Below are 14,952 nucleotides of genomic sequence, written 5' to 3' on the forward strand. Positions count from 1 at the left end.
GGCTGTGTCATTCGATGCTCGGGCATCTTTCACGACAAGGACGGCCACTATCTCACCAAGCAGCCCGAGTACGAAACGGTCTGGGCCAACGGAGCAAACTGCGGCATAGACGATCTGGATGCCATAGCCATGATAGACTTTCTCTGCGATAACTACGGCCTGGACACCATAGAAATGGGAGCAACCATAGGGGTTGCCATGGAAGCGGGTATAATCCCCTTCGGAGATGCCCAGGGAGCGATAAATCTTCTTCACGAGGTGGGAAAGGGGACCTATCTGGGAAGAATCCTTGGAAACGGGGCGGCCGTAACGGGCAAGGCCTTTGGGGTGGAGAGGGTTCCCGTGGTAAAGGGTCAGGCTCTTCCGGCTTATGATCCCAGGGCGGCGCACGGAATCGGCGTGACCTACGCAACGAGCACCATGGGAGCCGATCACACCGCAGGTTACGCCATTGCCCAGAACATCCTCAAGGTGGGGGGCTTTGTGGATCCTCTCAAGCCCGAGGGTCAGGTTGAAATATCCCGAAACCTCCAGATTGCAACGGCGGCCATTGACTCCACGGGGATGTGCCTCTTTATAGCCTTCGCCACCCTGGATCAGCCCGAGACCTTTCAGGCCATGCTGGACATGATAAACGCCTTCTACGGCTGGAACTGGACCGCCGATGACTTCATGGAATACGGCAAAAAGATCCTCAGAATGGAGCGGGAATTCAACACAAAGGCAGGCTTTACGAAAGAACACGACCGCCTGCCCAGATTCTTCAAAGTCGAACCACTCCCACCCCACAACTTAACCTTCCAGGTACCAGACGAGGAACTGGATAAGGTTCACATCTTCTAAAATTGTAAGGGGCTCGACGAAGTGAGCCCCTTCTTTGCACTTTAGCTTGTGATTTGTTTCACGGCAGTTATAATGACCTCGATATGATAACAAAAGGATCTTTGCTTGAGAAATGTATCTCACACTCTGTCGCCTTCTCGAAGGAGGAAGCGGATGAAAAAGGTTTCGGTATCCATCGACGGACGGGAATACATTATTCCGGCGGGAAAAAACATCAAAGAGGCGGCCGAAGAAGTGGGTATTTACATTCCCGGGCTCTGTCATCACAGGGATCTGATCCCCGTGGGCATGTGCAGGCTCTGCATTGTGGAAGTCGAAGGATTGCGGGAATTTCCCCTGGCCTGCATGACCCCCGTAGAAGAGGGGATGATAATAAGGACGAAGACGGATACCCTTCAGCAAATGCGTCGCCATACAATGGAGCTGATACTATCGTTAACCAATCACCCCGTTACCTGTCTTTTCTGTAGCCGCAGAGACGAATGCAGAGATCTTCGAGAGTGCATGCGCAAGGTTCCCGAAGTGGTCGGTTGCAGGTATTGCCCAAAAGGCGGAGAATGCGAAATACAAGAAATCGTGGGTTACCTGGGAATGACGGAATTACGGTACGCACCCATGTCAGGCACAATGAAGCCGGTGGTAAGGGAACCTTTTTTTGACAGGAACTACAACCTCTGCGTGCTCTGCGGAAGGTGCGTCAGGGTGTGTCATGAAGTACGGGGACAGGGGGTATTAAACTACAGAATATCCCACCACCGGGATCACACAATTGAGCCGCTTTCCCTGAAGGATGCAGGTTGTGCATTCTGCGGCGCCTGCGTCGATGTCTGCCCCACAGGAGCTTTATATGCCCGTTTTGAAAAATGGTTGAAACCGGAACGAACGGTAACCACCACCTGCCCGTTCTGCGGGGTTGGCTGTCAAATCGATGTGGGGGTTTCGGAAAACAGAATAGTAAGAGTTCGGGGAAACCGGTCTCCGGGATCACCCAATAATGGACAGCTCTGCGTTAAGGGCCGGTTCGGGCTGACCTTCGCCGAAAGCCCTGAAAGACTCAAGACCCCCCTTGTACGAACCGACGACGGTTTTAAACCTGTAAGCTGGGATGAAGCTTTTAAGATCATTACGGAAGCCCTGCATAAGCACCGGGAACGAAGTTTCGGCATGCTTGCATCGGCAAGATGCACGAATGAGGAAAACTATCTGGCCCAGAAGTTCACCCGTCTTGTCATGAAAAGCAACAACATCGATCATTGCGCAAGGCTTTGCCATGCACCCACCGTTGCCGGACTGAGAAAGGCCTTTGGAAGCGGAGCCATGACCAATTCGATAGCCGAGCTTGCTTATTCCGGCTGTATCTTCGTAATTGGTTCTAATACCACCGAGCAACATCCCGTTATTGCGCTAAAAATAAAAGAGGCAAAGCGCCGTGGAGGAAAAATCATAGTAGCCGACCCGAGGAAAATCGAACTGACGGCCATTGCCGACGTATGGCTACGCCACAACCCCGGCACAGATGTGGCCCTCATCCTCGGAATGTGCAAGGTTATCGTCGACGAAGGGCTTATAGACAAGAGTTTCATAGAAGAACGGTGTGAGGGTTTCGAAGATTTTGCGTCTTCCCTTGAGAAGCTGTCTCTTGAGGAAGTCGAAACCCTTACGGGCGTTGACATAGATGATCTGAAAAGTGCAGCCCGAATGTATGCAACACGGCGGCCGTCGTCCATCGTTTATGCCATGGGAATCACTCAGCACGCCAACGGCACCGAAAATGTACTGGCTCTGGCAAATCTCTCCATGCTCACGGGAAATATCGGTAAACCCTCGGCGGGAATAAACCCTCTGAGAGGGCAAAACAATGTGCAGGGTTCGTGCGACATGGGGGCCCTACCGGATCTTCTCCCCGGATATAAATCCATAAAGGATCCCGAAGTACGCAGACTTTTCGAAAAGGCCTGGGGATGTCGGCTACCGGAAGAACCCGGGCTTACGGTAACGGAAATGTTCCACGCCATTGACGACGGAAGGATCCGGGCAATGTACATAATCGGGGAAAACCCCGTGTTGAGCGATCCCGATGCAGGGCAGGTAGTAGAAAGTTTGAAGAAGCTGGAATTCCTGGTCGTTCAGGATATCTTTTTATCCGAGACCGCACGGCTGGCCCATGTCGTTCTGCCTGCGGCAAGTGCGCTGGAAAAGGAAGGAACCTTTACGAACACGGAGCGGAAGGTTCTCAGAGTGAGGAAGGCTCTGGAGCCGCCCGGAGATGCCCTCCCCGACTGGGAAATTATTTGCAAAATTGCCCGTCGTATGGGCTACGGCGAACAATTTTCCTATAAGGATCCGGAAGAGGTAATGAAGGAAATTGCCTCTCTGACCAAGATTTACGGCGGCATAAGCTACGATCGCCTTGAGAAACAACCTCTTCAGTGGCCGTGCCCAGAACCGGATCACCCGGGAACCCCTTATCTTCACGGGGACGGTTTTATGAGGGGTAAAGGGAAATTCCACGTCCTGCAATTCAGACCTTCCCCCGAAAGACCCGACAGGGAATACCCTTATATTCTCACCACGGGAAGGATACTTTTCCATTATCACACCGGGACGATGACCCGAAAGGTCCCGGATCTCAATTACCTGAGGCCCGAAGAATGGGTCGAGATGAACCTGCTGGACGCTCAGGAACTGGGTGTCACTGACGGCAGTTGGGTGGAAGTTTCGTCGAGACGCGGTCGGGTAAGAGCAAAGGCTAAGGTAACCGAAAGGTCGCCCCGTGGGGTTGTCTTCATGACCTTTCACTTTTCGGAAACGCCTACGAACAATCTCACCGGAGCACTTCTGGATCCTGTGGCCCGGATACCGGAACTTAAGGTATGTCCCGTGAAGATCCAACCAATACGAGAGGTGTAGAGATGTACCGAATTGTAAAAAAGGAAATTCTTGCTCCAAACATAGTCTTCATGGAGATTGAAGCACCGGATGTTGCGCGCTCAGCCCGTCCCGGTCAATTCGTAATGCTCAGGGTGGATGAAAAGGGGGAGCGGTTTCCTCTGTCAATTGCCGACTGGAACCGTGAAGCCGGTACCGTGAGCATTGCCTTCTTTGTTGTCGGGAAGAGCACGACAAAGCTGGCCTGTCTTCATGAAGGGGATTCTATTTTGAACCTGGCAGGCCCTCTTGGCATCCCCACGCCCGTCAGGCATTACGGCCGTGTAATCTGTGCAGGTGGCTGTTTTGGAATCGGCCCTGCCGTTTCCGTATCCAGAGCCCTCCGGGAGGCAGGAAATCGGGTTACGGCCGTCATGGAGGTGAGGAGCCGGGAGTTTGTATTCTGGGAGGATAAATTCCGAGCAGTATCGGACGAATTTATCCTGGCTTCCGGAAGTGGGCTCTGCGGCGACGAGAGATGGGCAAATAACATTTTGGACGAACTGCTGCGTCGTGGCGAAAAGGTCGATCGTGTCTTCGTTTACGGTTGCCCCTTTATGATGATGAAGTGCGCCGAAGCCACCCGGCCTTACGGAATCAAGACATCCGTAAGCCTTACTCCCATCATGGTTGACGGAACCGGGATGTGCGGAGCCTGCAGAGTGGAGGTAGGAGGAGAGACCAGGTTCGCCTGTGTGGACGGACCGGAATTCGACGGCCATGCAGTTAACTGGGATCTTCTCATTATGAGTCAGCGCCGTTTTTTGCGGGAAGAATACTTATCGATGAATCTATGGGAAAGAGAAAACTGGCACAGGATGATGGAGATGAGGCATCATGGAAGAGCGGAGAAAGAAGCTCAATCTGAATCGTGTTCCCATGCCTAAGCAACCTCCTGAGACGAGGAGGTTGAATTTTGAAGAAGTTGCCCTGGGTTACACGGATGATCTAGCCAGGCTGGAAGCAGAACGGTGTCTTGAATGCAAGAAACCGACCTGCGTTCGGGGCTGTCCCGTAATGGTGGACATACCAGATTTCATAGGAGAAATCAAAAAGGGCAACCCCGAAGGGGCTCTCAAGATAATCAAAAACAAAAACAGCCTTCCCGGTATATGCGGGCGGGTCTGCCCTCAGGAACTCCAGTGCGAAAAGCAGTGCATCCTGGCGAAGAAAGGAGCACCGGTTGCCATAGGCAGGCTGGAAAGGTATGTGGCCGACTGGGAGCTGCATAACGGAAGGCGATCGATCCCCGAGATTGCGCCGTCTAGCGGACGACGTGTTGCCGTTGTCGGTTCGGGACCGGCAGGGCTCACCTGTGCAGCAGACCTTGCCAGGATGGGGCATTCGGTTACGATCTTTGAGGCACTTCACGTTGCGGGTGGTGTTCTGGTTTACGGGATTCCGGAGTTCAGGCTTCCAAAGCGCATTGTTCAGGCAGAAGTGGCTTACGTGGCCTCCCTCGGCGTCGAAATCAGGCTCGATGCCATAGTCGGAAGAACGGTCCAGGTGGATGAGCTCCTGTCAGACGGTTATGATGCAGTATTTCTGGGTATCGGTGCGGGAGCCCCGATCTTTCTTGATGTTCCGGGGAAAAATCTGAACGGAATATACTCGGCCAACGAGTTTCTGACGCGCATAAATCTCATGAAAGCCTATTTGTTTCCCGAATATGACACTCCCATCAAAGTAGGCAGACGGGTGGCCGTAATAGGCGGCGGAAACGTTGCGATGGATGCATCGAGATGCGCCGTCAGAATGGGGGCTCAGGAAGTCTTCGTTGTTTACAGGCGTTCTGAAAAGGAAATGCCGGCTCGTCACGAAGAAATAGAGAATGCTCAAGAAGAAGGCGTCATTTTCAAAGTGTTAACAACGCCGGTGAGGTTCATCGGGGACGAACACGGATGGGTCAGGGCTATGGAATGCGTACAAATGGAACTCGGTGACCCTGATGAAAGCGGCCGTCGCCGTCCCGTTCCAAAGCCGGGATCGGAATTTATTCTCGAAGTTGACACGGTTATAATGTCCCTGGGAAATTCTCCAAACCCCCTTGTTCCACAGAACACGCCGGGTCTTGAGACGACCCGGTGGGGAACAATTGTGGCCGACGAGAACGGGCGAACCAGCAAAAGAGGTGTCTGGGCCGGTGGAGACATCGTAACAGGCGCCGCAACCGTCATCAGTGCAATGGGTGCCGGCAAAAGAGCTGCACTGGACATTGATGCCTATCTGAAAGCCTTATAGATCTTTGCAAAAATTTGAGATTACACCAACGGGGAATCCTTTTCCGGGTTCCCCGTTATCTTTAAGTTCTTAGCTCAAAAGAAAAGTAAACTTTTATTCCGGCCTTTTCTGCTGCCTGCATGACTTTAGGCGAAGTCTGATAGGTGATTAGAACGGGAAAGATCTCCTTACCCGAAAACTGCTCTACCTTCTGAACCGTGTTTACAAAGTTACTCACATCACGATTCTTCAACTGGGTTTTTGCCTCACCCAAAATGCAAAAGCGCCTACCGTTCTTTTCTCCCTCTCCCCAGATATTTACTTCAATATATTTACCCGGAGAGACCTCAAGATAACCCCTTCTGAGGTTTCCGGAAACGACAATCCCGAAATCCCTCTTCAGCAATGTCGGCAGGGCCCAGATTGCTTCGTCTTCCAGTCGATATCCAAAGGCATGAGACAACCCACCGAGCTGTTCTCTGGTCTTCTTGTGTTCCTGTATAAGCTTTTCCAGCCTGATTTCGGTTTTTTTCTGAGCCTCAGCGAGTCTCTCAACAGCAACTTCCAATTTTTCAACCCGCTCCTCCGTCCGCCTCTGCGCTTCCGCAAGTTTTTCAACAGCGATCTCAAGTTTTTCAACCCGTTCTTCCGTTCTCCTCTGAGCCTCAGCAAGTTTTTCAACGGCAATCTCGAGCTTCTCAACCCGCTCCTCCGTCCGCCTCTGTGCTTCCGCAAGTTTTTCAACAGCGATCTCAAGCTTTTCAACCCTTTCTTCCGTTCTCCTCTGTGCTTCCGCAAGGCTAATGATTGCATTTTCCAGTCTCGTAAGCCTTTCCTCAGCTTTGCTTAATCTTTCCTCCGTTCTTCTCTGAACTTCGGAAAACTCTTCCATCCTCCGCGCAAGTCTCTCCACCGCCGCTTCGGTGTTCCTTTGAGCTTCGGCCAGTTCTGCAACCACCGTCTTCAGCTCGTGGAACTCATCCCTCCGGACGGTCTGTGACAGTTCGTCGTAAATCCTGCGAATGATGTCTATTACCTTCCGAGCAGTTTCATCACCGAGGCTCGTCTTGAGTTCGTTGTAGATTTCCAGAGTATCTATCATCAGCTCTGTCTCCTTTTGACCTTCTCTGAGCCTTAGTTATTACCTATACTCGAAGAAGACGAAAATTCAAACTTTGGACGCCTTGAAAGAAAATATCCCGGTATCAAAACCAAAGGCCCCATGAACTCACGGAGATTCTTCCGGGGTATGCTTCTATCCTCTTTTCCTGGAAAACCCACAAAAAGAGGCTCGACCTCTTTAACAGGTTTCCGACTTTTTCCAGAATGAGCACTCCCTTCGATTAAGAATTTTCTCAACATGCTATGCTGCCTTGACAGACCCCGTGCCGGCATTTATTCTTACATGGTCATCTAGAAATATATACAGCGGTCTAAACAAAAGGGAGCAGGAGGGTTCTATGGAGAAAAAGCTTTCCCTTCTCGATCGTTTCCTTACCCTGTGGATATTTCTGGCGATGATCGCCGGCGTACTCACAGGTTACTACGCACCCTTTGTCACGAACTTTATAGCAGGCCTTCAATGGGGAACCACTTCCATACCCATAGCGATCGGCCTCATATTGATGATGTACCCTCCCCTTGCAAAGGTCAAATACGAGAAAATGCACAAAATATTCCAGAATAAAAAGCTCCTCCTCTTCTCACTCATTCAGAACTGGATAGTGGGCCCCATAGTAATGTTCATACTTGCCATCGTTTTTCTCAAAAACTACCCGGGCTACATGATAGGCGTAATACTCGTGGGCCTGGCAAGGTGCATAGCCATGGTGATCGTCTGGAACGAGCTGGCCGAAGGGGACAGAGAACTCGCCGTAGGCCTTGTAGCTTTCAACGCCGTTTTTCAGGTTCTCTTTTATGCGCTTTACATCTATATCTTCATCACCCTTGGATTAAACTGGTTGGGTCTGGTAAAGGGCCTTAACGTCTCCATCTCAATTGCCGAAGCAGCTAAGACGGTTTTCATCTACCTGGGGATTCCTTTCATCGCAGGCGTTATCACGCGCTTTTCTCTACTTTCCCTGAAAGGCTACGATTGGTACGACAATAAATTCATACCCAAAATAAGTCCAATCACGCTCATTGCTTTGCTTTTCACCATTGTCGTGATGTTTTCTTTAAAGGGTGAGTACATAATAAAATACCCCTTCGATGTCGTTCGAGTGGCAATTCCTCTCGTTCTGTACTTTTTCTTTATGTGGTTTATCACCTTTTTCATCGTTTATAAGATGAAGGGAAATTACGGTCAGACAACGGCCATGGCCTTCACTGCAGCAAGCAATGACTTTGAGCTGGCTATAGCCGTTGCAGTGGCCATCTTCGGCATAGGCTCCGATCAGGCCTTTGCTACAGTCATCGGTCCCCTTCTGGAGGTTCCCGTTCTGATAAGCCTCGTCAACGTGGCCATCTGGTTCAGAAAGAAATTCTTCCCTTATGCCGTAGAAACTCCCGAGGGAATCTGCTATTTGAGCTGTAAGTAGTTAACGCAATCAGGGGGGTGAGATTTACTCTCACCCCCGTGGTTGCTCCTTCTTTACCGGCCAAAGTTTCCGCAAACCGCCATCTCATTCCATTCAGATTGGCGGCGGGATTTCTGTGTTCGCCATGGGATGACCGTTTACACCCCAATCTGACCTGTCAGTTGCACCTTCCACTGTAAGGGGACAAATCTTTTACTTGACCCGTTTCTTCAGTTTGCCATATTTCAATATAGGTATATACTGAGTAGAAGAGGAACCTGTAAAGTAGGAGGGTAAACCAATGGCAGAAACCTGCTGTGTTTCGGGAAATGAGGTTATGATACTGGCCTGTTCGGGAGGATCCAACGTAGGGCAGTTAACCAACCAGGTTGCCATCGAACTTACACAGGAAGGCTTCGGGAAAATGTTTTGTCTGGCCGGAATCGGCGGGGAAATCTCGGGTTTTGTGCAATCGGCCCGGGATGTACCGGTTTTAGTGGTGCTTGACGGCTGTCAGATAGGTTGTGCAAAAGCCGTACTCGAAAAGGTGGGCATCCCACTAAAACACTATTTGATAGTAACCGATGAAGGCATCGAGAAGAACAAGAATTTTAATCTGGAAAGAGCCGACATCGACCGCATAAAGTCTGCCGTAAAGAGGATGGTAAAGGAAGCAGGGATTACGGTGAATGAGGTAATCCCCGGAACGTCAGCGGCCTGTTGCCAGCCCTAAAGACAGGAGTAGAAGGAAGGGGAATTCTCCGTAAAAAGGTGGCTCAGGAGATCCCCTTTCCCGAAAAACTCCCACTTGAGGAGGTGGGCCATGAAATTAACGGGTTACAAAAAAACAATCTTCCGGCCCAAGTGTAATCCCAAGTTCACATCCGTCCACTGCATAGCCCATCTTAACGAGGATGTCAGCGATGTACTGCCCTATTTAAACGCCCTTTTCGGTGGAGCTCAATATTTTAACAATCCTCCTGAGCTTCTATTTCTCCATCACGGCAAGCTGATCAAGATAGGAGCGCGAGAGATAGCAATAAATGCTCTGCGGGATGAAGAGGAAGCAGACCGTATTCTGGAATGGTTGAAAGGTGAAATCAACAAAGCCTGGGAAAATCGTGCATCCATTACCCCCTGTTATACCGGCAAAGAGAAACCCAGGGTCATTGAAATTCTCAAGCTACTTCCAAAAACGAACTGCAAAAAATGCGGTCAACCAACCTGTATGGTTTTTGCGGTTCAGATGGCAGAAGGCGGGCGAACTCCCGACCAGTGTCCGGAGCTGACCGAGGAGGCCAGGGCCAAACTCAATGCTTATCTGTCACGCTTTAATTTCGACTAGGTACAGAAATCATCTCACAGGAAAGCAACAGAGCTCCGACGTGTAAAGCCATACCAGGGAAATAAAAAACCGCCCCTTCTTTATAAGAGGGCGGCAGAAATACGAGCTAGTGCCTCAGGATCAGGCAGCCGATTCCGTCGGCTGATTTGCCTTACGGCTCACTATAACATGATCCACAATTCCGTACTCTTTCGCCTGTTCACCGGTCATATAAAAATCCCTCTCCGTGTCCTTGGCTATCTGTTCAAGAGGCTTACCTGTGTGCAGGGTCAAAATACGATTAAGCTCTTCCCTTAGCCTCAGGATTTCCTTGGCCTGGATTTCGACATCCGTTGCCTGGCCCTGAAACCCTCCCATGGGCTGATGCAAAAGTATCCTCGAGTGCGGTAACGCGTATCGCTTTCCCTTGACACCTGCGGCGAGCAGAACGGCAGCCATGCTGGCGGCCTGACCCATGCAGAGAGTAGAAACGTCCGGTTTAATATATTGCATGGTATCGTATATGGCCAACCCTGCCGTAACCAGCCCACCCGGTGAATTTATGTAAAAATGAATGTCCTTGTCAGGGTCTTCGGATTCAAGAAACAGCATCTGAGCAATGATCAAGTTAGCAACTTCATCGGTAATGGGCGTTCCCAGAAAAATAATTCGATCCCTCAAAAGGCGCGAATAGATGTCGAAAGCTCGCTCACCCCGGCTACTCTGCTCAATTACAATAGGTATTAAACCCGCCATAGCCTATTCCTTTCCCTCGCTTTCTCCTTCTTCCTGATTACCCTTGTCTTCCTCATCCTGCCCGAAAAACTCTTCCGGATCTACCTCGTTTATTACCGCATTCTCCTCTATAAACCTGTAAACCTTTTCCCGGATTTTATTGGTTTTCATTCTTTCAACAAGGCTGGTTCCAGCCATCTGTTCCCGCACTTCATTAACATCCTTTTTCAGTACCTGAGCGATGCCGTTGTAGATCTCTTCCTCTTCTTCCGGAGATAGTTCAATCCCTTCCTGTTCAGCTATCCTGTCTAATATTATGCCCAATTTGACGGATGTTTCGGCGCTCGGTTGAAGCATGCGTCTGATTTCAGGAGTTCGAAAGGCATCTTCATCCAGCTGTATTCCCTGCCTCAAATACTGAACTTCGAGGTCCCTGATCTTCGATTCCGTCTGATTCTGAACAACCTTCTCAGGAACGGGTATGTCGTGCATTTCAAGGAGTTTTTTATCGATCTGTTCGCGAATTAACCGGGTCATCTCCTCCCGCTGACTCTGTTCAAGCCTTTCTTTAACTTTTGTCCTCAGTTCTTCCAGGTTTTCACAGCCGAACTCTTTTGCAAAGTCGTCGTTAACCTCCGGTACAATCTTCCGTGAAACCCGCTTTATATCCACGTAAAATTTGACCTTTTTACCCACCCACGATTCGGTCGGCGCCTGATCCGAATGGGCATACTCCAGTTCAAACTCCACGGTTTCACCAACTCGTGATCCCAGCAGGTTTTTCGCAAAATCAGGATGATAAAGACCAGGGTCCTCCTCAGTATCGATGAGCAGATCTTCGCCTACCCACTGGGACTGCACATTTCCGTCAACGTAGGGTGTCACATCGCAGGTGACAACCAGCCCTTTTTCAACAACATCCTGCTCCACCGGTTCCAGGCTTATTTTCTGCTCCTGTAACTCTGCTATAGCCTTTTCGACATCATCATCGGTAACAGGCCCGTAAGCCGGTTTTTTCAACTCCATTCCCCTGTAGCCTGAGGCTTCAAAAACAGGAGCAACTTCAACGATGGCCGCATACCTGAAACCGCCATCTTCGAGAAAGGCAAAATCCTCCAGGTCTGCTTCGGCCAGAGGCTTAATGTCTTCCTGTTTTAGAGCGTCGGGAAAAGTCCTGTCGATGAACTTCTTTGCAACTTCTTCTTCAATAAACTTACCGTAAAAAGCCTTCAGCACGTTCCGTGGAACTCTGCCCGGGCGAAATCCCCTGATGCGTACCTTACCGGCGTAAAGCCTGTATTGAGCGTCAAGTTCGGGCTGAACTTCTTCCGCCGGAAGTTCTACCGTGATTCTTTTCTGAGTCGGATTTACATCGCTTACGGATACCTTCATCGCCACGCCGAATCCTTCCCTCACTGAATTTTTGCCATTTCGTAAGTCAGAATACGGCCAAACAACTATGGTGCGAGAGGGGGGACTCGAACCCCCACCCCGCTTTAGCGGGACTGGATCCTAAGTCCAGGGCGTCTACCTGTTCCGCCACTCTCGCACCACAATATAGCCGAAAAAACCGTTGAAACCTTATTCTTTTACACCTAAAGTTGTCAAGAGCCAAGGAGGTACACGGAAAAACGGGCCCGGAGGTCTTTGAAGTGCGCGAAGTTGTGAGAATAGCTCTCGTCGGTTACAGGGCCACGGGAAAAACGACTCTGGGGGCTTTAGTCGCCCGGCGTATAAACTGGTCATTCGTGGACATGGATGAGATGCTTACCGGACGATTCGGTATGTCCATCTCATCCTGGGTTTCAAAACACGGCTGGGATTCCTTTAGAAAACAGGAATCGGCATTACTGCAGGAGCTTTCTCAAAAAAGAAACCTGGTTGTGGCCACCGGCGGGGGCATTGTTGAAGATCCGAAAAACAGAACACTCCTCCGCAACGCCTTTTTCGTTTTCTGGCTCAGGGCACAGCCCCGGGAGATCTCCCGCAGGCTTGTTAACGATTCTTCGTCCACAAACAATCGGCCGTCGCTCACCGGTATGGGCATCACCGAGGAGGTTGAAACGGTTTTAAAACGCCGGGAGCCCTTTTATCGCTCCGTTGCCCATGCAGTAATTGACACAGATGATAGTGATCCTACCGGGCTTGCAGATCGCGTTATTGAACTGATAAATCATTTTTCCACGCAGTTCAGGCGATAGAGCCTTGAACTCAGTTCTTTGCCAAGAAGTGAAGATAGGTAACGCCCGAGATCCATCACTTTTCCAAGGTCCACTCCGGTTTCGATCCTCATCTGATTGAGCATCAGGATGAGTTCCTCCATGGGAATGTTTCCCGCTGCACCCGGAACAAATGGGCAGCCTCCAAGCCCCCCAACGGTAGCATCGAATCCGGTTACTCCGGCCTGCAGGGCGGCCAGCACATTGGCGAGCCCTTTGCCTTCCGTATCGTGGAGGTGAAGAAAGATCGGAGGACTCCCGGAGTTTCCCGCAAGCTCGATAACAGAGCGGCTTATTTCGAAGATCGCAAGGGGATCAGCCATCCCGGTAGTATCGGCAAGGGCAATCTCGTCCGCTCCGAGGTCCAGTTCCCGGGACACTATTTCCATGACCCGTGACGGTGGCACCATACCTTCCATCCTGCAGCCGAAGGCACACTGAACCCCGGCCCTTACGGCAAGCCCTTCTCTTTTAGCCTCCCTGATCATATCTTCAAGTTCTTTCAGGGCTTCCCCGAGCCTCATGCCCGTGTTTCTAACGCTATGAGTTTCGCTTGCGGAAACAGATATCTCGACTTTTCTACACCCCGCCCTGAGCGCCCGTTCAAGGCCTTTTTTATTAAGGACCAGCGCAGAAATCTCCGCACAGGAGCTGAAAGGCTCAAGGCGGGCACATAATTCTTCGGCGTCGGCCATCTGAGGAACTTTCGCGGGATTTACAAAAGCGGTAACCTGTATACGCCTGATTCCTGCTTGGAGCAATCTGCGAACCATTTCAACCTTTTCCTCAACAGACAGAATGCGTTGCTCCCGCTGCAAGCCGTCTCTAAGAGACTGGTCCTCCAGGACAACCCTTTCTGGCAAAATCATGGACCCTGCCCCCGGTTTTTTTTCAGGGCAACGAATTTGAGATTATTCGAGACATTGTTTGCCCATGCTACCTTTCCATCGCGAAAAACGACCTCAGACAGCCCATAATACCACCTGTTGCCCTCCACCCTTGTAGGCGTACCCTGAACGGCAAGAACATGATCGGCAGAGGAGCCGATGGAAAAGTATTTTTTAGGCGCCCTTATAATATTTCTAGGAAAGAGTTCCACTTTAAGGCGTCCTGTCATGTTATCGTACCCTACTACACGGCCGTCACGGAATATTACCCGATCCAGGCCATAGTACCAGACGTTTCCGGCCACTCTCGTGGGGGTTCCCTGCACCATGAGAACATCGGAAGCGGTTGAGCCCAGGGTAAACCGGGTCGGAACCTCCTGAGGTAACGCCGAAGGCAAAAGCCTCACCTTAAGGGTTCCGTCGAAGTTATCGTAACCCACTACCCGCCCGTTGCGAAATGTAACCGTTGATAAGCCATAAAACCATGTGTTTCCGGATATTCTCTGAGGAACCCCCTGGATCCTGAGAACATCTTCCTCTGTGGAAAACAAAGAGAAATAATCACCAACCGGTAAAGAAAGCCTCCCGGGGTGATCGGGAATGTATTTTTCCCGATCTTCCGCGTCAGCCGGTTTCGGCTGTTTTTGCATTAGCGTCTTAACCGGTGCATTTTTCTCGAATATCACCACCTGGTCTTTTTCCAGAAGAAGCATCATCATGAGAAGGCCCAGAACCGCCGTCACGGCGAGTGCTGCGGCCAGGAAGCGATACTTCGAAACCGGAATTTTCCTTTGACCGGTGTATGAACTTGTCGTATGTATTTTCTGACCGGCTTCTGCCTCTTCGGTCGCCTGTGCAGCGTTTGCGTTGTGATATTTGATACGTTCGCGTATTCGCAAATGTTCGCAAAGTATCGAGTAGGCTTCTGCAACGGAGTAAAAGCGTTCTTGGGCTTTTTTTACTTCACTTTCCTCAGCGTTCGGGCCAAGCCTATCGGGATGATACTTCACGGCAAGCTTGCGATAGGCTTTTTTAACCTGATCCAGGGAGGCGTTTGCAGGTAAACCCAAGACTCGAAAGTACTTTTCCAGGTTGTCGTTATCCATTTTTCTTTCTCGACGAAGCGTATGGTGATACGCGTATAGCATTTTAATACGGAATCTGAGAAAAACAACCATTGCCGTTATAAAGCCGTGGGTAACGGTTGCATATTTTGGGGAAAACAGTTTCATTTCAGAGAGGTAAATTGTTGTCCCGAATCGGTTACTCTGATAAGA

13 protein-coding genes and 1 tRNA gene are annotated in these 14,952 nt (G+C 50.4%); 8 read left to right on the plus strand and 6 right to left on the minus strand.

Annotated features, from left to right (window positions below; translation table 11 throughout):
* From BM091_RS12760 to gltA, 4 genes are all read left to right on the plus strand, one after another.
* Window positions 1-843: aldehyde ferredoxin oxidoreductase C-terminal domain-containing protein (locus tag BM091_RS12760; RefSeq protein WP_218148900.1), on the plus strand; the 843-nt coding region annotated here is incomplete at its 5' end.
* 153 nt (window positions 844-996) lie between these two features.
* Window positions 997-3,753, plus strand: coding sequence for a formate dehydrogenase subunit alpha (fdhF, locus tag BM091_RS12765; protein ID WP_093396317.1), 2,757 nt, complete (start codon window positions 997-999; stop codon window positions 3,751-3,753).
* 2 nt (window positions 3,754-3,755) lie between these two features.
* Window positions 3,756-4,658 (plus strand): sulfide/dihydroorotate dehydrogenase-like FAD/NAD-binding protein, encoded by a 903-nt coding sequence (locus BM091_RS12770; RefSeq protein ID WP_093396319.1) that lies wholly within the window; start codon window positions 3,756-3,758, stop codon window positions 4,656-4,658.
* On the plus strand, window positions 4,609-6,012 hold the full coding sequence (gene gltA, locus BM091_RS12775) for an NADPH-dependent glutamate synthase (protein WP_093396320.1): 1,404 nt from the start codon (window positions 4,609-4,611) through the stop codon (window positions 6,010-6,012). Before BM091_RS12770 ends, gltA begins: the two co-directional genes overlap by 50 nt.
* A 61-nt stretch (window positions 6,013-6,073) precedes the next feature.
* Here the strand turns inward: gltA and BM091_RS12780 are convergent, their stop codons facing one another.
* Window positions 6,074-7,093 (minus strand): hypothetical protein, encoded by a 1,020-nt coding sequence (locus tag BM091_RS12780; protein WP_093396322.1) that lies wholly within the window; start codon window positions 7,091-7,093, stop codon window positions 6,074-6,076.
* A gap of 358 nt (window positions 7,094-7,451) precedes the next feature.
* On the opposite strand from BM091_RS12780, the gene arsB reads away from it, so the two are divergent.
* From arsB to BM091_RS12800, 3 genes are all read left to right on the plus strand, one after another.
* Complete coding sequence (arsB, locus tag BM091_RS12790; protein WP_093396325.1) at window positions 7,452-8,531, plus strand: ACR3 family arsenite efflux transporter; 1,080 nt, start codon at window positions 7,452-7,454, stop codon at window positions 8,529-8,531.
* Window positions 8,532-8,811: 280 nt separating this feature from the next.
* A complete protein-coding gene (locus BM091_RS12795; protein WP_093396327.1) occupies window positions 8,812-9,243 on the plus strand; it encodes a putative zinc-binding protein in 432 nt (143 codons plus the stop codon).
* A gap of 90 nt (window positions 9,244-9,333) precedes the next feature.
* A complete protein-coding gene (locus BM091_RS12800) occupies window positions 9,334-9,855 on the plus strand; it encodes a (Fe-S)-binding protein (RefSeq protein ID WP_093396328.1) in 522 nt (173 codons plus the stop codon).
* 120 nt (window positions 9,856-9,975) lie between these two features.
* Here the strand turns inward: BM091_RS12800 and clpP are convergent, their stop codons facing one another.
* From clpP to BM091_RS12815, 3 genes are all read right to left on the minus strand, one after another.
* Window positions 9,976-10,590, minus strand: coding sequence for an ATP-dependent Clp endopeptidase proteolytic subunit ClpP (clpP, locus tag BM091_RS12805; protein ID WP_093396330.1), 615 nt, complete (start codon window positions 10,588-10,590; stop codon window positions 9,976-9,978).
* A gap of 3 nt (window positions 10,591-10,593) precedes the next feature.
* Window positions 10,594-11,961 carry a trigger factor gene (tig, locus tag BM091_RS12810; RefSeq protein ID WP_093396331.1) on the minus strand — a complete coding sequence of 456 codons (1,368 nt, stop codon included), beginning with the start codon at window positions 11,959-11,961 and terminating at the stop codon, window positions 10,594-10,596.
* A 68-nt stretch (window positions 11,962-12,029) separates the two neighbouring features.
* Window positions 12,030-12,118 (minus strand) — tRNA-Leu (locus BM091_RS12815).
* A gap of 103 nt (window positions 12,119-12,221) precedes the next feature.
* On the opposite strand from BM091_RS12815, the gene BM091_RS12820 reads away from it, so the two are divergent.
* Window positions 12,222-12,770 carry a shikimate kinase gene (locus tag BM091_RS12820; protein ID WP_177193656.1) on the plus strand — a complete coding sequence of 183 codons (549 nt, stop codon included), beginning with the start codon at window positions 12,222-12,224 and terminating at the stop codon, window positions 12,768-12,770.
* Here the strand turns inward: BM091_RS12820 and BM091_RS12825 are convergent.
* Together BM091_RS12825 and BM091_RS12830 are read right to left on the minus strand one after the other, a co-directional pair.
* Window positions 12,743-13,657 (minus strand): hydroxymethylglutaryl-CoA lyase, encoded by a 915-nt coding sequence (locus tag BM091_RS12825; protein ID WP_093396334.1) that lies wholly within the window; start codon window positions 13,655-13,657, stop codon window positions 12,743-12,745. The genes BM091_RS12820 and BM091_RS12825 overlap by 28 nt on opposite strands.
* Window positions 13,654-14,781 (minus strand): J domain-containing protein, encoded by a 1,128-nt coding sequence (locus tag BM091_RS12830; protein ID WP_093396393.1) that lies wholly within the window; start codon window positions 14,779-14,781, stop codon window positions 13,654-13,656. Before BM091_RS12830 ends, BM091_RS12825 begins: the two co-directional genes overlap by 4 nt.
* Window positions 14,782-14,952: the final 171 nt, after the last annotated feature.

The sequence above is a fragment of the Thermodesulforhabdus norvegica genome (assembly GCF_900114975.1).
In the GTDB taxonomy this organism is placed as follows: domain Bacteria; phylum Desulfobacterota; class Syntrophobacteria; order Syntrophobacterales; family Thermodesulforhabdaceae; genus Thermodesulforhabdus; species Thermodesulforhabdus norvegica.